Source organism: Lentzea roselyniae, assembly GCF_039537795.1.
Lineage (GTDB): Bacteria > Actinomycetota > Actinomycetes > Mycobacteriales > Pseudonocardiaceae > Lentzea > Lentzea atacamensis.
In genome coordinates this window covers 1-15,472 of record NZ_BAABBE010000015.1, presented here as the reverse complement: position 1 = coordinate 15,472, position 15,472 = coordinate 1, and the positions used below count along the sequence as shown (strand labels likewise).

22 protein-coding genes, 6 tRNA genes and 1 pseudogene are annotated in these 15,472 nt (G+C 65.7%); 11 read left to right on the top strand and 18 right to left on the bottom strand.

The window, feature by feature from the left end; all coding sequences use genetic code 11:
• Positions 1-16: 16 nt before the first annotated feature.
• Entirely contained in the window at positions 17-505 is a 489-nt protein-coding gene (locus ABFX45_RS25975; protein WP_112231506.1) for an HAD domain-containing protein, read from the bottom strand.
• 17 nt (positions 506-522) lie between these two features.
• Between ABFX45_RS25975 and ABFX45_RS25970 the strand changes: the two genes are divergently transcribed.
• The 3 genes from ABFX45_RS25970 to ABFX45_RS25960 are packed head-to-tail and all read left to right on the top strand — an operon-like array spanning position 523 to position 1,850.
• A complete protein-coding gene (locus ABFX45_RS25970; RefSeq protein WP_346132520.1) occupies positions 523-858 on the top strand; it encodes a hypothetical protein in 336 nt (111 codons plus the stop codon).
• Between the two features lie 29 nt (positions 859-887).
• Complete coding sequence (locus ABFX45_RS25965) at positions 888-1,391, top strand: hypothetical protein (RefSeq protein WP_346132518.1); 504 nt, start codon at positions 888-890, stop codon at positions 1,389-1,391.
• 42 nt (positions 1,392-1,433) lie between these two features.
• Positions 1,434-1,850, top strand: coding sequence for a PPOX class F420-dependent oxidoreductase (locus tag ABFX45_RS25960; protein WP_346132516.1), 417 nt, complete (start codon positions 1,434-1,436; stop codon positions 1,848-1,850).
• Between the two features lie 75 nt (positions 1,851-1,925).
• Here the strand turns inward: ABFX45_RS25960 and ABFX45_RS25955 are convergent.
• From ABFX45_RS25955 to ABFX45_RS25930, 6 genes are all read right to left on the bottom strand, one after another.
• Positions 1,926-1,997: transfer RNA gene (locus ABFX45_RS25955), tRNA-Val, on the bottom strand.
• A 1-nt stretch (position 1,998) separates the two neighbouring features.
• A tRNA-Gly gene (locus tag ABFX45_RS25950) sits at positions 1,999-2,071 on the bottom strand.
• Between the two features lie 218 nt (positions 2,072-2,289).
• Positions 2,290-2,361: transfer RNA gene (locus ABFX45_RS25945), tRNA-Val, on the bottom strand.
• Position 2,362: 1 nt separating this feature from the next.
• Positions 2,363-2,434 (bottom strand) — tRNA-Cys (locus ABFX45_RS25940).
• A 41-nt stretch (positions 2,435-2,475) separates the two neighbouring features.
• A tRNA-Gly gene (locus tag ABFX45_RS25935) sits at positions 2,476-2,548 on the bottom strand.
• A gap of 107 nt (positions 2,549-2,655) precedes the next feature.
• Positions 2,656-3,081, bottom strand: a complete 426-nt coding sequence (locus ABFX45_RS25930) for an SsgA family sporulation/cell division regulator (RefSeq protein ID WP_030466274.1) — start codon at positions 3,079-3,081, stop codon at positions 2,656-2,658.
• A 255-nt stretch (positions 3,082-3,336) separates the two neighbouring features.
• On the opposite strand from ABFX45_RS25930, the gene ABFX45_RS25925 reads away from it, so the two are divergent.
• From ABFX45_RS25925 to ABFX45_RS25910, 4 genes are all read left to right on the top strand, one after another.
• Positions 3,337-3,957 carry an RNA polymerase sigma factor gene (locus tag ABFX45_RS25925; protein WP_346132514.1) on the top strand — a complete coding sequence of 207 codons (621 nt, stop codon included), beginning with the start codon at positions 3,337-3,339 and terminating at the stop codon, positions 3,955-3,957.
• Positions 3,954-4,736, top strand: a complete 783-nt coding sequence (locus tag ABFX45_RS25920; protein ID WP_346132512.1) for an anti-sigma factor — start codon at positions 3,954-3,956, stop codon at positions 4,734-4,736. Before ABFX45_RS25925 ends, ABFX45_RS25920 begins: the two co-directional genes overlap by 4 nt.
• 22 nt (positions 4,737-4,758) lie before the next feature.
• A complete protein-coding gene (locus ABFX45_RS25915; protein WP_109637748.1) occupies positions 4,759-5,181 on the top strand; it encodes a TIGR02611 family protein in 423 nt (140 codons plus the stop codon).
• Between the two features lie 56 nt (positions 5,182-5,237).
• Positions 5,238-5,309 (top strand) — tRNA-Val (locus ABFX45_RS25910).
• 117 nt (positions 5,310-5,426) lie between these two features.
• Here the strand turns inward: ABFX45_RS25910 and ABFX45_RS25905 are convergent.
• From ABFX45_RS25905 to ABFX45_RS25885, 5 genes and pseudogenes are all read right to left on the bottom strand, one after another.
• A complete protein-coding gene (locus ABFX45_RS25905) occupies positions 5,427-6,041 on the bottom strand; it encodes a tyrosine-type recombinase/integrase (RefSeq protein ID WP_346132743.1) in 615 nt (204 codons plus the stop codon).
• Positions 6,042-6,095: 54 nt separating this feature from the next.
• Positions 6,096-6,291: pseudogene (locus tag ABFX45_RS25900) on the bottom strand (transposase); the annotation flags it as partial.
• Positions 6,292-6,565: 274 nt separating this feature from the next.
• A complete protein-coding gene (locus tag ABFX45_RS25895; RefSeq protein ID WP_109637745.1) occupies positions 6,566-6,871 on the bottom strand; it encodes a hypothetical protein in 306 nt (101 codons plus the stop codon).
• Positions 6,855-7,094, bottom strand: coding sequence for a DUF397 domain-containing protein (locus ABFX45_RS25890; RefSeq protein ID WP_346132509.1), 240 nt, complete (start codon positions 7,092-7,094; stop codon positions 6,855-6,857). The genes ABFX45_RS25895 and ABFX45_RS25890 overlap by 17 nt, the downstream gene beginning before the upstream one ends.
• 120 nt (positions 7,095-7,214) lie before the next feature.
• On the bottom strand, positions 7,215-8,099 hold the full coding sequence (locus ABFX45_RS25885; RefSeq protein WP_109637743.1) for a helix-turn-helix domain-containing protein: 885 nt from the start codon (positions 8,097-8,099) through the stop codon (positions 7,215-7,217).
• A gap of 188 nt (positions 8,100-8,287) precedes the next feature.
• Between ABFX45_RS25885 and ABFX45_RS25880 the strand changes: the two genes are divergently transcribed.
• The gene (locus tag ABFX45_RS25880; protein WP_109637742.1) at positions 8,288-9,130 is read left to right on the top strand and encodes an SAM-dependent methyltransferase; all 843 of its coding nucleotides are present in this window, start codon (positions 8,288-8,290) and stop codon (positions 9,128-9,130) included.
• A 339-nt stretch (positions 9,131-9,469) separates the two neighbouring features.
• Here ABFX45_RS25880 and ABFX45_RS25875 read toward each other — a convergent pair whose 3' ends face one another.
• Together ABFX45_RS25875 and ABFX45_RS25870 are read right to left on the bottom strand one after the other, a co-directional pair.
• Complete coding sequence (locus tag ABFX45_RS25875; protein ID WP_346132506.1) at positions 9,470-10,033, bottom strand: dihydrofolate reductase family protein; 564 nt, start codon at positions 10,031-10,033, stop codon at positions 9,470-9,472.
• 678 nt (positions 10,034-10,711) lie between these two features.
• Positions 10,712-11,788 (bottom strand): tyrosine-type recombinase/integrase, encoded by a 1,077-nt coding sequence (locus ABFX45_RS25870; protein WP_346132504.1) that lies wholly within the window; start codon positions 11,786-11,788, stop codon positions 10,712-10,714.
• Positions 11,789-12,138: 350 nt separating this feature from the next.
• Here ABFX45_RS25870 and ABFX45_RS25865 point away from each other — a divergent pair, with 350 nt between their 5' ends.
• The 3 genes from ABFX45_RS25865 to ABFX45_RS25860 are packed head-to-tail and all read left to right on the top strand — an operon-like array spanning position 12,139 to position 13,362.
• A complete protein-coding gene (locus ABFX45_RS25865) occupies positions 12,139-12,462 on the top strand; it encodes a transposase (RefSeq protein ID WP_346132502.1) in 324 nt (107 codons plus the stop codon).
• Between the two features lie 43 nt (positions 12,463-12,505).
• Complete coding sequence (locus tag ABFX45_RS46555) at positions 12,506-13,033, top strand: IS3 family transposase (RefSeq protein WP_428834187.1); 528 nt, start codon at positions 12,506-12,508, stop codon at positions 13,031-13,033.
• Positions 12,925-13,362 (top strand): DDE-type integrase/transposase/recombinase, encoded by a 438-nt coding sequence (locus ABFX45_RS25860; RefSeq protein WP_346132500.1) that lies wholly within the window; start codon positions 12,925-12,927, stop codon positions 13,360-13,362. Before ABFX45_RS46555 ends, ABFX45_RS25860 begins: the two co-directional genes overlap by 109 nt.
• Before the next feature lie 14 nt (positions 13,363-13,376).
• On the opposite strand, the gene ABFX45_RS25855 is transcribed toward ABFX45_RS25860, so the two are convergent.
• The 4 genes from ABFX45_RS25855 to ABFX45_RS25840 all read right to left on the bottom strand — a co-directional run bounded on the left by ABFX45_RS25855 (position 13,377) and on the right by ABFX45_RS25840 (position 15,281).
• Positions 13,377-14,170, bottom strand: a protein-coding gene (locus ABFX45_RS25855; RefSeq protein WP_428834191.1) for an IS5 family transposase whose coding sequence is annotated in 2 segments (ribosomal slippage) — positions 13,377-13,837 and positions 13,837-14,170 — 795 coding nt in all. Because the reading frame shifts where the segments join, the coding sequence is not laid out codon by codon here.
• Positions 14,171-14,292: 122 nt separating this feature from the next.
• Entirely contained in the window at positions 14,293-14,403 is a 111-nt protein-coding gene (locus ABFX45_RS25850) for a tetratricopeptide repeat protein (protein ID WP_346132496.1), read from the bottom strand.
• 128 nt (positions 14,404-14,531) lie between these two features.
• On the bottom strand, positions 14,532-14,882 hold the full coding sequence (locus tag ABFX45_RS25845; protein ID WP_346132494.1) for a hypothetical protein: 351 nt from the start codon (positions 14,880-14,882) through the stop codon (positions 14,532-14,534).
• 171 nt (positions 14,883-15,053) lie between these two features.
• The gene (locus ABFX45_RS25840; protein ID WP_346132492.1) at positions 15,054-15,281 is read right to left on the bottom strand and encodes a hypothetical protein; all 228 of its coding nucleotides are present in this window, start codon (positions 15,279-15,281) and stop codon (positions 15,054-15,056) included.
• Between the last annotated feature and the right edge of the window lie 191 nt (positions 15,282-15,472).

Here is a 15,472-nt window from a genome sequence, read left to right as displayed (position 1 = left end):
GTGAATTCTCAGTGCCCTAGGGGTTGCCACTGAATGCTTCACGAGCTTCACTCAGGTGTTCTGCCGTGATCCCGGTACCGGGGTCCACATGGACCAGCGCCGTCGTCAGATGCCGTCGCTTGTGGACGAACTCGTCCCTCCGCGCGGCGTGCAGCGCGAAGTCGTCGTCGAACCAGACCAGCGGCCGCTCGTAGGCGTACCGGGCCACCGCGGGGTACTTCCAGCCGCGCTCGTCGTGGAACTCGACGACCTTGAGCGCGGGCAGCCCCAGCCGCGGCCCGATCTCGGTGTTCGCCCGGTGCAGCCAGCTCGTGGCCCACGCGAGCTCGGCCCCGGTGTCGTCGGCCAGCCGTCTCAACTGGTCACCGTGCCCGGGGTCGAGCCAGATCCGCAGCTTGCGCCACCAGCCGACCTTGATGTCGAACGGCCGGTAGTTCGGCGGCTTGTGCTTCGCCGCCCACGGGTTGAGCGGACCGTCGACGTCCAGCAGAACGAGTGGCCTCATGAGTCCAAGACTGCCTCGTGATCAACGCGGACGCCGACGAGTTCTTCTGGCCGGTCTCCTCCTCTGTCTCGCTGAAGGACGTTCTCGGCGCGGTGGACCCCTCGTTCGGCGTGGTGGAGATGCGGCGCGACAACCTGGTGGCCGATCCCACCGGCGTCGGCTGGCACTGGCGCGAGGACTACGAACGCCTCAGCAACACACCCTGCACCAGACGTACCTGGACCGCCAGCCCGACGTCGCGGCGGGCCCCGCGTGCTCGTCCCGGACACCAGGCTGCGCGATCGGCTGACCACCCTGACCCGTTGGTGCCGTGGGCGCTGCACGCCGTGACTCACACCGTTTCCCAGGCGTAGGACGTCGCTCGGCCCTAACCTCCTGAGACATGAGACGTCTCGCCCTGCTCGTCCTGCTGTGCGCCACGCTCGTGGGCTGCGCCGCGATCGCCGACCTGGCGGCGCTGCAGACCCGCGTCCAGGACGCCGGCTACCAGAACGTCTCGCTGTACCACCGCTCCGACAACGGCACCGACCTGCTGGAGATCACCGCGTCCGGCTCGGACCCGGACCAGGTGGCGGAGATCGTCTGGGACACCTATCCGGAGCACGTCGACCAGCTGTCGATCACCCTCAACGGCACCCAGAAGGTCTACTCCGAGGCCGAGCTGCGCGAAGCGTTCGGCGAACGCCAGGTCACCGTGAAGCCCGACGACGACACCGACGTGATGAAGTCCCTCTTCACGTGGCTGATCGTCGGCGCGGTGGTGTTCCTGCTGTTCATCATCGGCCTGATCATCCTCATCGTGGTGCTGATGCGCCGCTCGCGCCGCCGCAAGGCCCAGCAGCAGCCGTACCTTGGCTGGCCCGCCGGACCTCCGCCCGCCGCATAGGACGCCCTGTCGAAGCAACGCCTTCGTGTTCGTATAAAGGGCATGTTCACCGACGAAGAGACCACCTACCTGCGCTCCCAGCCCCTGGCCCGCCTGGCCACCCTCAACGAAGACAACCAGCCCGACGTCGTCCCGCTGTCCTTCGAGTACGACGGCACCAGCTTCTGGGTCGGCGGCGTCGGCACCCAGGTCCTGCAGACCCGCAAGTTCCGCAACATCACAGCGGGCCGCCGCAAGGTGTCGCTGGTGATCGACGACCTGGTGTCGTTCGACCCGTTCATCGCACGCGCGATCCGCGTCTACGGCGTAGCCGACGACCCGGTGGAACGCGTCGGACTGGTCGGCCCCGGGATCTACTGCCGCATCACGCCGACCGAGGCGTGGGCGTGGAACATGGCGGGCGAACCGGCGGTCGAGTCCTGGTACGAACCGCGCCGAATCGTTTGGCGGAATCCGTGATTGATCCAGGCATTCGCGCCGGGCGTGACAGCAAAAAGCCCCCGATCCATCAGGATCGAGGGCTTTTCCGCTGAGTGGACGATACTGGGATTGAACCAGTGACCCCTACCGTGTCAAGGTAGTGCTCTCCCGCTGAGCTAATCGTCCGAGCGGATGACGAGACTCGAACTCGCGACCCTCACCTTGGCAAGGTGATGCGCTACCAACTGCGCTACATCCGCGTTGCTCCCCGGTTTCCCGTGGTGCGGGATGAACTTTATCCGACGCTCCCCGCAACTTCCAAATCGGCTGATCTTGGGCGGTTCACATCGTCCACACGGGCGTCACCGAGTGTCCTGGCGATCTCCACACCGCACGGCACCGCAGGAGCCTGCAAGATCATGCGGGCCTGAAGACAGGAAAAGCCGGAAGCCCGTGAGCTTCCGGCTTTGATCCAGAGTGGACGATACTGGGATTGAACCAGTGACCCCTACCGTGTCAAGGTAGTGCTCTCCCGCTGAGCTAATCGTCCGAGGCGGAGACGGGAATCGAACCCGTGTACAGGGCTTTGCAGGCCCTTGCCTAAGCCACTCGGCCACTCCGCCGGATCATGACTCCACAGCAGACTCCTACTGAGGAACCACAGAGCGGATGACGAGACTCGAACTCGCGACCCTCACCTTGGCAAGGTGATGCGCTACCAACTGCGCTACATCCGCGTTCATCACTGACTTCGTGATGTTGAAACAAACCTTATACGAGGGGTTCAAGCGGGTTTCACCGGGGGTACCCGCACCGCCTTCACGGGCCCCCTACCTCGGATGATTCAGCTCAGGTCGTTCGAGATGAGGTGCGTGAGCGCCTCGTCGACGTTGACCCACAGGTGCTCGTTGCCCGGCACGACGACGTCGTAGGTCCGGTCGAGGAAGTCGGCGAGTTCCTGCGCGGAGGCCTCGAACATGGCGTGCCCGGAGGGAGAGCTCAGCTCGATCACGACGACCTCGGGGTCGTCGGCGGCGGGGCGGATCCGGACGTCACCGTCACCGGCGTCGGCGATGAGGCCGTCGGCGAGCAGATCGCGGGCGAACACCCACTCGACCCAACCGGCACGGCCGGTGCGGAACGCGGCCACGACCGCGTACGGGTCCTTCGTGTCGTATCGAAGCTCCACCTGGACCGGGACCGCAGGTGTCCTCGGCGCCAGCAGGTCGAAGACCGCTGTCGAGCGGAGCGTCACGTGGTCGTTGCGCATCGTCGTTACCCTCTTCTCCCTTCCCGGTCAATGAAACGACCGAGCACCTTAGTTGTGACGTGCATGTGGCGAGGAACGCTCGCGATTCGGACGCAGATCACCCCATCGGGTCAGCTTCACTGCGCACAGCGACCGTTTGCACGCGCTCCGTGCCTCCTCGCTCGTTAGCCCGCGTTCAGCGACCCCCATCTTGCTGGGTCTAACCTGAACCCGGTACCGGCTGTTGCGCGAATGTTGGACGTGAGGACATCTCTGGTGGCTGACTCGCCCGGCCCATCCGCCGCGTCACGCGACGGCCGGCCGACCGATTTCGAGCTTGTACAAAGGCTCGCACAGGGCGATCGGTCAGCGTTCGGTGCGCTGTACGACAGGTACGGCACACCAGCATATTCGCTGGCCAAACGCATCTGCGTAGACCCCGAACTGGCCGAGGACGTCGTCCAGGAGGCCTTCCTCGGGCTCTGGCGGCATCCCACCAGGTTCGACCCCACGCGCGGAAGTTTCGGCACCTGGCTGATGACTTTGGTGCACCACCGCGCGGTGGACGCCGTCCGTAAGGAGAACACACAGCGTCGCCGGACTGTTCCCCTCACCGACGACGTCTCACCACCGGCGCAGGGCTCCGACCACGAAGCGTTGGTGAGCGTGGTGAGCGCCGAGGTCAGGGAGGCACTGCGGACGTTGCCGGAAGAGCAGCGCCAAGTCATCGCGCTGGCCTATCTCGGCGGCTACACCCAGTGCGAAGTCGCGAAGCTGACAGGCGTCCCGCTGGGCACTGTGAAATCGCGCACGTTCGCGGCGATCAGACGCCTGAGAGGCACGTTGGGGAACTTGTGGGCCGGCGAGACCGGCGAGACGACAGGAGCGAACCGGTGAACGGCGAGTTGTGCCCTCACGAGGAGCTCGCCGCCGGCTGGGCGATGCACTCCTTGGAGCCGGACGAAGAATCAGTGGTCCGCGACCACCTGCCGACCTGCCCCGCCTGCCAGCGCACGGTGAGGTCGACGCAGGAGGTTATGGCGGGCATCGGCGGCTCGGTCCGCCAGGAGCAGCCACCGCCCCGCCTGCGCGCGAGGCTGATGGAACAGATCGAGCACGTCCCGCAGGAAGTGCCCGCCCCACACCGCCCGCGCCACGCGGCCCCAACCCCTCTGCGCCCGCAACACCGCCGCGGCACCGGCCGCGCGGTGCTGGCCGCGACAGCAGCTCTGGCCGTTCTGGCCGGCGGCGGCTACCTGGGCGTCCGCGTCAACGAACTGTCGGGCGAGGTAGCGGCTTCCCAGGCCCGCACGAACGAGCTGAGCAAGGCGCTGTCCCTGGCCGCCGACCCGGCCACGAACAGGGCGATCCTGCGCACGAACTCCGAGGACGAGGCTGCGATCGTCCTGTCGAACCCGACCTCGGGCGCCGTGATACCGCTGAACCTCAAACCGAACGACTCAGGTCACGTTTACGTGGTTTGGGGTGCGAGCACGAAAGCGCCGGTACCGTTGGCGGTGTTCGACGTGCGCGCGGGCTCGACCGATCCACAGCTGCTGAGCTGGTCGGCCGACGCACACAAACACACGACGTTCGCGGTGTCGCTCGAACCCGGCCGCCAACCCCCTGCGGAACCCTCGCAGGTGCTGGCGGGAGGCCAGGTTGCACCCGCCTGAGCCCCAACAGGATGATCGGCACATGACGAAGCCCGACGTGAAGCCCGACGAGCACAAGGGCTGGCGCCACTGGTTCCGCCGCAACCCGGCGCTGAACCTCGCCTACCGCATCGGCGTGGGCGTGATCGGCGGCCTGGTGCTGGTCGCGGGCGTCATCATGATCCCGTACCCCGGCCCGGGATGGCTGGTGGTCTTCGCGGGCCTGGCCATCCTCTCGACGGAGTTCGAGTGGGCGGGCCGCGTCCTCAAGTTCGCCAAGCGCTACTACGACCGCTGGGTCGAGTGGCTCAAGCGCCAGCCGTCCTGGGTCCGCGGCCTCGTGATGGCCGGCGTCTGCGCCATCGTGCTCGTCACCTGCTACTTCCTCAACGTGTTCGCGCTGGTCGGCGGCTGGTTCGGCCTGGAGTGGAGCTGGTTGCAGAGCCCGATTTTTGGTTCTCGTTGATGATGTTGTAGGCTATGGCCACACCGCGAGAGCGGGACAGCAACACAACAGAACACGGGCGTTTAGCTCAGCGGGAGAGCGCTTCGTTCACACCGAAGAGGTCACTGGTTCGATCCCAGTATCGCCCACAGTGTGTTTTACCTAGTCAGACGGCCTGTCGATGATTTCATCGGCGGGCCGTTTGCGTTGTCGTGGGAGCAATTTGGGAGCACGGCTCGGAGAACACATTCGCGATACCTAAGCGCTCACACCGCTTCCGGCATGCCTTCCATGATCCAGCTCCAGCCGCCGTCCAATTCCCAGCGGCGCTGCAGTTGCTCCAGCATCCTGCCGATCATGGCCTCGGTCACGTGCGAGTAGTTGTCGTGGACATCCCTGCGCTTGTGCCCCAACCGCTCGAACCGCAGCACGCGCGGCACACCGTCCTCGATGAGCCAGGTCTCGTGCGTGTGGCGTAGATCATGAAAGTGCATGCCCACCTTGAGCGGAGCCCAGCCGAGCGCCTCGTTGCCCGCGAGAGCCGGCACCCAGACGCGTTGGCGGAAGTTGGACCGCCGCCGCAACGCACCCCGCGCACCGGGGAACACGAATCGGCAGTCAGGGTTGCGCTCGCGGTGCGCGAGCAACTCCTGCACAAGAAAGGGCGGCAGGTGGATGCCGCGGGCGCTGGCGGGAGTCTTCGGCGGACCGAGCACCAGCTTCTGCCCGCGAACCTCGTGCAGCGCACCGAACTCCGGGTCGACCGCGATGCGCGGATTGTCGTCCAGGTAGGTCCTGACCCACTGCAACCCGGCCAACTCACCCCACCGCATGCCCGTGTAGGCGGCGGTGATCGTCAGCAGCCCGTCGTCTGGCCGCATCCGGCCCGCGATCGCGTCCACCTCGTCGGTGCTGGCGTGTGGGCGTTCGGGCGGAGCGGCGCGCAGCTCGACGGACTCGCTGCTCGGAGTGCCAGGAATCTCGCCGCGATCAATCCGGTCCTGCTTGACCCACTTCGACAACGTCACCGGATGGATACCCAGGTCCACCGCGGTCTGCTTCTGCTCTTTGCCAGCTCGGACCAACGCGACGGCGCGCGCTCGGAACTCAGCGGGGGTACGGACGGGGCACAGTGCACAGCCTCTCGAACAGGCCGCCAGTTAGCCACCAACTCTGGAACCCATCCAGTAGGACAGGTCACTCTGACCGCGAGACCATCACCGCTGCTAGTTAGCCACGACCACTGGAACCCTTCCGGTGGGGCAGGTCACCACTGTCGCCTACTCGTGCAGCAGACCCGCTCGCCAACGCGACCAAGCCGGTAGTGGGTGTCGTCCTGGTGCTGCCCGCAATGCTGCTGGGTATCTGGTCTCCCGTCGCTGAACACCTGACGGCGGTTCGGGAGTCAGGCGATGCGGTCGTCGGGCAGTTCCAGCAGTTCCTCGATCACGCGGCAGGCGGGGCCGGTGCGCTGCCACGAGTACCGCCTCGGTACCAGGGCGTTGATCTCGTCCGCAAACATCCGCGTCGCGATCGCGTTGTTCTCGTCATGCAGGCGGACGATGTCGATGACGTTGCCATGAGCGCGGACACCCACCACGGCGGCGAGCTCACCTCTGTGGTTACGCGGGTAGAGAAACTTGAAGCCACGCAGGATCAGCGCATTGAGCCGGACCGTGGTGCTCGCTATGGCGTCATGCGACGAAGTCATCGAACTCGCCTTCCTTCGCACCCGCCAGGAAGGCCGCGACCTCGGCGCGAGTGAGCACCAGCGCGGGATCTTCCGGGAAGCGGGAGTTCCGCACGGCGATGTGGCCGCCGTCGAGCCGGGCGAGCTCCATGCAGTTGCCGGTCGCGCCGCTGTGCCTGCTTTTCCGCCACGCAGCCTCAGTCAGAAGGACAGCTGGCATCCCGTTGTGGATCGCATCTCCCATAGCCCACCACCTCCCGAGGTCGGTGCATCTGCACGTGCATTTGACTGTGCACGCACAGTAGCAGATGCACTCGCACGGGTAAATGCACGTGCAGATGCACGCGATCAGTGGGCAGCGAAGCTACAGCTCAGCGAGACGCTTGGTCAGCACCTGGCGCGTGCGGTCCGGTGTGTGGGCATCGATGGTCAGCCGGTCGAACATTCGGCCGTACAGCTCAAGCTCCTTGCTCCGGTCGAGATACAGGGCGCCGCCGCCGTGCTCGATGTAAACGATGTCCGGCAGTTCCGGCTCCTCGAACCGCAGCATGGCGAACGAGCTCTCGGCCGCGTAGCCGCTCAGGGCGTACGGCAGAACCTGCAGGGTGATGTGCCTCTGCTTGGTGACGGCGAGCAGGTGCTCAAGCTGACCTCGCAACACCGCCACGCCGCCGATCGGCCGGTACAGCACCGACTCGTCGATCACCGCCCACAGGCGAGGCGCGCCCGGCCGAGCCAGGATCTTCTGCCTGTGCATGCGCAGGGCAACGCGCTGTTCGACCGCTTTGTCCGCGAGTTCAGGGCGGCCGTGGCTCGCGATCGCCCTGGCGTAGTCCTCGGTCTGCAACAAACCGGGCACGAACTGCAGCTCGTACGTGAGAATTCTCGACGCGGCTTCTTCCAGACCGACGTAGTCGTGGAACCAGTCCGGCATCAGGTCGGTGTAGCGATGCCACCAGCCCGGCTGGTTCGAGCGGGCGACCATCTCAAGGAACATGTCCCGATCCGCCTGGTCGGTCACCCCGTACATGGTGAGCAGGTCGGCGACGTCGCGATCCTTCAGACCGACGCGGCCGAGCTCCAGCCTGCTGATCTTCGACTCGGACCCGCGGATGGCGAAGCCCGCTTCACTGCGCGAGATGTCCGCGGTCTCGCGCAGCCTGCGCAATTGAGCGCCGAGCACGATCCGCAGCGCCGTCGGACCACCAGGCCGGACGTTCGCCGAGGAGTTGGAGTCAGCAGTCGCCATCAGGGCTCCTCCTTAGCGTTCTGACCTCACGCGCGCCAGTACTGACAGAACAATCCACTCGAAAGGCGGTTGCTGCAGATCCATCAGCGCAAGGTTGATCACTGTACGTGCACCGGGGTCACGTTCACGCATTCGACCCATGGGCAGACGCTCGCCGCGGTGTGATCTGATACACAGAACGCCCTGCCATGTCTACGATTGTGAGGTTCGTGATGCCCGACACCGATGTGCCCGTCTACATCGATACGACCAAGGCGAGCATCGCCCGGGTTTACGACGCCTTCCTCAACGGCAAGGACAACTACGAGATTGACCGTGAGGTCCTGCGGCGGGTTCAGCAGGTCGCGCCGGAAGCACAGACCCTGGCGTTCGACAACCGCAACTTCCTGATCCGCGCCACCCGCTTCATCGCGAGCCAGACCGGCATCACCCAGTACCTGGACTGCGGATCGGGTCTGCCCACGGCGGAGAACACCCACCAGGTGGCGCAACGGATTCAGCCGGAAGCGCGCGTGGTGTACGTGGACAACGACCCGGTGGTGCTCGCGCACGGCCGGGCATTGCTTGAGGAGAACGACCAGACGCACTTCTCGGCTGCGAACATCTTCCACCCCAAGGAAATCCTTGAGGACCCGGTCGTGCGCAAGCACATCGACTTTTCCGAGCCGATCGCGTTTTTTCAGCTCGGGACTCTGCACCACTACGACGGTGAGATCAGCCCGCAGGAGATCATGCGCGAGTACATCGACGCGCTGCCCTCCGGCTCCTACGTGGCGCTCAGCCACTTCCTCGATCCGCAGACCGAGGAGCACAGCGATCTCGCCCGTCGCATGGAGGACACGTTCCTGCACAGCCCGATGGGCACCGGGCGTTTCCGCACCCGCGACGAGATCGAGGGCATGATGGCCGGACTCGAACTGGTCGATCCCGGTCTGTCGCTGTGCGCGGACTGGTGGCCGGACGGTCCGCGCATCACGCCACTTCCTCCCGTGTCCTACTGCATCGCAGGCGCTGTGGGTCGCAAGCCCTGACCTCGACAAGACCGGATCGTGTGCGCCGCAGGCAGCACGCTGAGCACGCCGACAGGCAAAGGCAGCGCGGTCGAGGCGGCAGACCGTCGCGTTCGACCAGGCCGCGAACCGGTTCCTCGACTGGCGCAAGACCACCCAGGAGTGCGTTCGATGCCGGTGGCCCCGAAGGTCGCCTACCGCAAGCTGGTCGACCGGCTGGGGTCTGAGCCGCTGCGGTTGCCGGACGGCCGGTTGCGATCGCGCGCTCATGCCGTCAGCAAGCGTCGGTCGCCCGCGAACAGTGCGGCCATTTCGCGAAACCGCTGATGTCGAGCGCATCGAGTGCCAGCAATGCGACGGTCATGGCTGTTTCCCGTCTTGATGGACTACGCGGTAACGCAGATGTGTGGCGTCGCGGCCTTCGAGCCGGCGGACGAGCTCCAGTTCGATGTGGTCGAGTCCCGTCGGCGCGAACAGCCGCCGTCCGTCGCCCAGCAGTACGGGAACAACGTGCAGTTCGAGTTCGTCGAGCTGGCCGGCTGCCAGCAACGCCTGCGCCGCACTCGCGCCGTGGACCAGCACGACTCGATCTCCCGCTGCTTCTCGGGCCTCAGCGGCACACGCGTTGACGTCGGTGTAGTACTTCGCGCTACCCGGAGGCTCGTCGGCCGGGTCGACGTGGTGTGTGAGCACGTGGATCGGCACTCCGTCGTGGTGGTCGCCTTGCCAACGACCAGCCAGCTCGAACGTGCGGCGTCCGGATATCACGGCACCGGTTGCCAGGGCCTCGGCGTACACCTGCCCGTTGATGCCCTCGGACATCCGGTCGTCGAGCCAATTGAACAGCCGCCCTCCGTTGCGGCCGAGTTCCTGGCCCGGCCGGTCGTCCGGTCCGGCGATGTACCCGTCGACCGACATGGACATGTACAACCGCAGTGGTGTCCTACCGATCTTCGATTTCCTTCCTCTGGCTGGTCGGTGGCGGTGCCGCCGGTGTGGCGTCTGGGCCACTGGACAAATCCGATCCGTTGACCGTCCGCCGCTCTTGCCCGTACGTCGATCGCGCGGCGCCGGATTCGACACGAGGTGCGAGATCCCCCTCCCACAGATGGCCAAGCCCCTTGATCAGGTTGCGTCGGCACACCACCGTCCACAACGACCTCACCGGTCAAAGCGCGCGCACCGCTGCACGACATCCAGCACGTGGCTATGGCCCGATCAGCGGGTGGACCGCCACACGTCCCCGTCAGCTCATGCCGCCGACCGTGCACTCCGGCCTCAGACGAGACAGAGCCGATGAGTCTTGGGAGCACGGAGTGGGAGCAGATTGGAAGCAACTCCACGCGTTGAGCGCGCTGAAACGGTCCTCAATGGACCTTAACCGGCCCTCGCCAACCTGCAGACGTCTCGTTTTCGCAGGTCAGCGCAGTCTTGTTGCCATAGTTCACACCGAAGAGGTCACTGGTTCGATCCCAGTATCGCCCACAGTGTGTTTTACCTAGTCAGACGGCCTGTCGATGATTCCATCGGCGGGCCGTTTGCGTTGCATTGGGAGCAAATTGGGAGCACGGGCTCCTGAACACATTTGCGATACCTAAACGTTCACACCGCTTCGTCGAGTCCTTCCATGATCCAGGACCAGCCACCGTCCTCCTCCCAGCGGCGCTGCAGCTGCTCCAGCATCCTGCTGATCATGACGTCGGTCACGTGCGAGTAGTCGTCGTCGACGTCCTTGCGCTTGTGCCCCAGCCGTTCGAGCCGCAGCACGCGCGGCACACCGTCCTCGACGAGCCAAGTCTCGTGGGTGTGCCGTAGATCGTGGAAGTGCATCTCCTGATTGAGCGGAGCCCACCCGAGTGCCTCGCTGCCGGCCAGCGCGGGCAACCACACGCGCTGCCTGAAGTTGGACCGCCGACGCAACGCACCTCTGACCCCAGGGAATACGAACCTCGAGTCAGGGTTGCGCTTGCGGTGCGCGAGCAACTCCTCGACGAGAAACGGCGGCAGGTGCACCTCGCGGGCGCTGGCCGGAGTCTTCGGCGGACCGAGCACCAGCTTCTGCCCACGAACTTCGTGCAGCGCACCGAACTTCGGGTCCACCACGAGCCTCGGGTTCCCGTCCAGGTAGGTCCTGATCCACTGCAGTCCGGCCAGCTCACCCCACCGCATGCCCGTGTAGGCGGCGGTGACGGTCAACAGCCCGTCATCGGGCCGTATCCTGCCCGCCAACGCATCCACCTCGTCGGTGCTGGCATGTGGGCGTTCGGGCGCGTCCTCGAAGTTGATCCTCAACTTCCGGCACGGGTTCGAGCCGATCAGCTGCTCGTCAACAGCTTCAGCAAGGATCTGCGAGAAGAGCACGAGGATGTCCTTCGCGCTCTTGTCCGCGAGGTTCTTGCGGAGCGTGTTGTTCACCCAGCCCTTCACCTTGATCCGCGCGATGTCACCGATCGCCATGCCGGACCAGCGGGGCAGGATGTGGTTGCGGATGTGCGAGCTGTAGGTCGACCACGTCATCGCGGTGCCCCCGTGTGCATCCGACCACTCCCGAATCCACTCGTCGATTCTGGTCTTCGCCAGCCGGGGATCAGCGAACTGCTGGCGCCGCTGGTCGGACTCCACGTCGGCCGCACGATTGTTGGCCGCCGCTTCGGTCTCGAACCCCTTTTCCGAGAACATGGTTCCATCGTCAAGCCGGTAGCGGACGCGCCAATCGCATCCGTGTTTCTCTACCCAAGCCACAGTTTGCCCTCCACAGAGTTTTATGACTACGCCTGATCGACGCAGTGCATATGGACGCTCGTTTTAGGGAGAAGGGCAAACTAAATGTGTTCTTCACAGGTAGAGCGGTTCGCGCCGCCGCTAGCGTGGCTCGATCTGAGGCTCCGACTACGGCGCCTGCGATCAGCCCGGCCACGGTCAGCGACTACCGGTCGCGCGGCGTCGGACGCGATCCGCTGAATGAGGTTCACCCCGGGCAGTGGACACCGAGTTAGCAGGACCACGGGTCTTGCTGGAAGGATGTCCGTATGCCTCCTCGTAAGCGCCGGTCGTACACGGCGGAGTACAAGGTCGAGGCTGCGCATCGTGTGATCGATTCCGGTCGGACGATCAGCGAGGTTGCCCGCGAGCTGGGGATCGACGCGGGAATGTTGAGCGTCTGGGTCAAGGACGAGCGGCGCCGGGTCGCCGCGGCCGAGGCCCACGGGGAGAGCCCGCTGGAGGTGGCGGAGCGGGCCGAGCTGCTGCGGTTGCGCAAACAGGTGGCCGAGCTGGAGAAGGACAACGCGTTCCTGGTAAAAGCCTCGGCGTACTTTGCCGCGATGCAGAAGAACCGGCCCGGTTCGCTCTGATGGCCAAGTACGCCGGCCCCGACGACATCGCCGGCGTGACCGAGTGCGAACGCTTCGCGGTCCGGCGCATGGCGCGACTGCTGAAGGTGTCCACCTCCGGCTACTACGCACATGTGAAACGGTGTGCCGCAACGGCGTTGACACCTCGTCAGCAGCGCCGCGCGGACCTGGAGGTGAAGATCACCCAGGCGCACAAGGACTCTCCCGCGGCACCTACGGGTCGCCGCGGATCACCGCCGAGTTGCGGGATCAGGGCGAGGTGGTCAGCGCCAAGACCGTCGCCAAAGTCATGGCCGACATCGGGATCGAAGGCATCAGCCCGCGCACGTTCAAAGTCAGAACAACCGTGACCGACCCGTCCGCGTCGTTCCCGCCGGATCTGGTCGACCGCCGGTTCGACCAAGGCCAGCCGGACGCCGTGTGGCTGACCGGCATCACGTATTTGTCTTGTGGTGAGGGCGAGTGTTCCTGTGCGCGATCCGGGACGGACACTCCCGCACGGTTCTCGGCTACAGCGTCGCCGACCACATCAATGCCGAGATGGTCACCACCGCGATCGAGGCCGCGGTGACCGCCCGCGGCGGTGACTGTCGTGGCACGGTCCTGCATTCCGACCGCGGCGGCGAGTACACGGCGAATCTGACCACGCAGGCGTGTTTCCGGCACGGCCTGCGCCGGTCGATGGGCGCGGCCGGGATCTGCTGGGACAACAGCCCCGCCGAGTCGTTCTGGTCGACGTTCAAGCACGAGGAGTTCTACCGGCACGTCTACGGCACGAAGACGGAACTTGTTGCCGCGATTGACAATTGGATCCGTTTCTACAACAGTACGCGGCGGCACTCCAAGCTCGGCATGCGCAGTCCCCGCGACTACGAGAAGTCACTCCGAGCAGCTGCCTGAACTTCTTAAAGGTCCTAACAGAATCGCTGGACGTGGCGGTAGCAGATGATGCAGGTGGCGAGGCCGAGGAAGGCTTCGTGGATGTCGTCGCGGCGTTCCCAGCGGATGCGTAGCCGTTTCATGCCGTGGTACCAGGCGATAGTGCGTTCGACGACCCAGCGGACCTTGCCGAGGCCGGAGCCATGGGGTTCTCCACGGCGGGCGATCTGGGTGGCGATTCCCTTGGCGCGCAGGCGTCGGCGGTACTTGTCGTGGTCGTAGGCGCGATCTCCGTAGACGGCGCCGGGGCGGCGGCGAGGCCGGCCGCGCCGGCCACGTACGTCCGGTACGGCGTCGAGCAGCGGCTCGAGTTGCGTGACGTCGTGCCGGTTGCCGCCGGTGAGCGTGGCCGCCAGCGGGATTCCGCCGCCCTCGGTCAGGAAGTGGTGCTTGGAGCCCGGTCGGGCGCGGTCGACCGGGCTCGGACCGCTTTTGGGCCACGCCGGGCGGCGCGGACATGCGAGGAGTCGATCACGCAGCGGTCCCAGTCGAGCCTGTCGGCCGCGTGCAACTCGGCCAGCAGCACCGCGTGCAGCCGTGTCCACACCCCAGCGCGGTTCCATTCCTCGAGCCGGCGCCAGCAGGTCATCCCCGAGCCGAAGCCCAGCTCCTGCGGCAGGAACTCCCACTGGATCCCGGTGTGCAGCACGAACAAGATCCCGCACAGCACCTGCCGATCGGGCAGCCGCCGACGTCCTGGGTTCCGCGGCCTGCGCGGCACCACCGGCAGCAATGGCTCGATCCGCTCCCACAGATCGTCCGAGACGATCCACGGCGGTAGCTCACCCCTCCTCACGGTCAAACATGATCCACATCGGAGCGGACCGATGCCATCACCTTGATCATTTTGTTAGGAGCTCTTAAGCCCCTGTCCACCGTTCGGGGTGAACCTCACAGCACCCGCTCGCAGTCGGTGAGGGTTGCCTCGTACAGCGGGATCGCCCGGCCCAGATCACCCGCCGACTCGTAGGCGCTGGCCAGGTTGTTCCGCGAGATCAGCATCCGGCGGTTCGCCAGCGCGGTGCGAAACCGAGCCGCCCGCTCAGACAGACTGGGAGGCAGCGGCTCGTCACCTTCCACGACCGTTCGCAGTAGCGAAGCCAACGCGTCCTCGGCGGAGACCGGTTGTCCTAGGTCGTAACCCTGCAGGTCAAGGTAAAGGTCACCGTCCGGGAATCGGTGGCGTACGCGATGCGCCCAATGCACGGCCAGCGCTGTCTTCCCGCCCCTGGCATCCCGGACACCGCCGAGATAACCACAGGGCCGGTGTCCTGCGCATTCTCCAGCAGGCTGTCCAGCACTTCGATCTCGGCTTCACGCCCAGAGAAACCCACGACATCCGCTGGCAACTGGCGAGGGGTCTGCACCGCCGGTCGCCACGGCTGCGACACCCTGACCCGGACATCTCCGTGAACGTCACCGGCCTCTACCACTGCTCCGATCACGTTGGTGGCCTCGTTCTCGGTCCGCCGCTCGCCCACCCGACAACCGTAGCGGCGCGGCGACATGGGCAGCCCACCTCACGACGCGCCGCGCCATGGGACCGCCCGCTCGGCGGCATGAGCGGACGTTGGGCCACTTGGCCACTTGGTCGATCTTTGCGGTCGCGAGATCGAGGATGACGACTTGTTTGTTCGTATTCGGTCGGGTGGTTAGCGCAGTATCGCGAACGCGGCGGCTCTGACTTGCTCGTCGTCGGTGAAGGTGCGCCATCCTCCGGAGGAGGCGATCCGCTGCGGGTTGTCGATGATGGCTTGGGCTGTCGAACGGATGCGATCGTCGATCACGCCGATGTCGAGCAGGTAGCGCAGGGCGACGGTGCGGACCGGTAGGCCGTTGCCCTGCGCGAGAGGTTGTGACAGCTCCACGAGAACGTCCACGGCGTCGGTCGGGTCGCCGGTGAACCGTCACGGATTTGAGACCGCTTCCGTTCTTGAGGAAGACGGTCGTCATCATGTCGAAGCGTTACCCGCCCGAGGTTCGTGAGAAGGCCGTGCGCCTGGCCCTTGAGCGTCTCGATGAGTTCGAGTCCCCGTATGCCGCCGCCAGGGCGATCGGCCCGATGGTCGAT

Excerpts from the sequence above, each read along its gene's own strand:
- ABFX45_RS25930 (WP_030466274.1), bottom strand. The coding sequence starts at position 3,081 with ATGCGCAACGACCACGTGACGCTCCGCTCGACAGCGGTCTTCGACCTG.
- ABFX45_RS25895 (WP_109637745.1), bottom strand. The coding sequence starts at position 6,871 with ATGACTTCGTCGCATGACGCCATAGCGAGCACCACGGTCCGGCTCAAT.
- ABFX45_RS25865 (WP_346132502.1), top strand. The coding sequence starts at position 12,139 with ATGCCTCCTCGTAAGCGCCGGTCGTACACGGCGGAGTACAAGGTCGAG.
- ABFX45_RS25875 (WP_346132506.1), bottom strand. The coding sequence starts at position 10,033 with ATGTCCATGTCGGTCGACGGGTACATCGCCGGACCGGACGACCGGCCG.
- ABFX45_RS25905 (WP_346132743.1), bottom strand. The coding sequence starts at position 6,041 with ATGCGGCCAGACGACGGGCTGCTGACGATCACCGCCGCCTACACGGGC.
- ABFX45_RS25850 (WP_346132496.1), bottom strand. The coding sequence starts at position 14,403 with ATGCTGATCTCGCGGAACAACCTGGCCAGCGCCTACGAGTCGGCGGGT.
- ABFX45_RS25915 (WP_109637748.1), top strand. The coding sequence starts at position 4,759 with ATGACGAAGCCCGACGTGAAGCCCGACGAGCACAAGGGCTGGCGCCAC.
- ABFX45_RS25870 (WP_346132504.1), bottom strand. The coding sequence starts at position 11,788 with ATGTTCTCGGAAAAGGGGTTCGAGACCGAAGCGGCGGCCAACAATCGT.
- ABFX45_RS25890 (WP_346132509.1), bottom strand. The coding sequence starts at position 7,094 with ATGGGAGATGCGATCCACAACGGGATGCCAGCTGTCCTTCTGACTGAG.
- ABFX45_RS25880 (WP_109637742.1), top strand. The coding sequence starts at position 8,288 with ATGTCTACGATTGTGAGGTTCGTGATGCCCGACACCGATGTGCCCGTC.
- ABFX45_RS25975 (WP_112231506.1), bottom strand. The coding sequence starts at position 505 with ATGAGGCCACTCGTTCTGCTGGACGTCGACGGTCCGCTCAACCCGTGG.
- ABFX45_RS25965 (WP_346132518.1), top strand. The coding sequence starts at position 888 with ATGAGACGTCTCGCCCTGCTCGTCCTGCTGTGCGCCACGCTCGTGGGC.
- ABFX45_RS25960 (WP_346132516.1), top strand. The coding sequence starts at position 1,434 with ATGTTCACCGACGAAGAGACCACCTACCTGCGCTCCCAGCCCCTGGCC.
- ABFX45_RS25885 (WP_109637743.1), bottom strand. The coding sequence starts at position 8,099 with ATGGCGACTGCTGACTCCAACTCCTCGGCGAACGTCCGGCCTGGTGGT.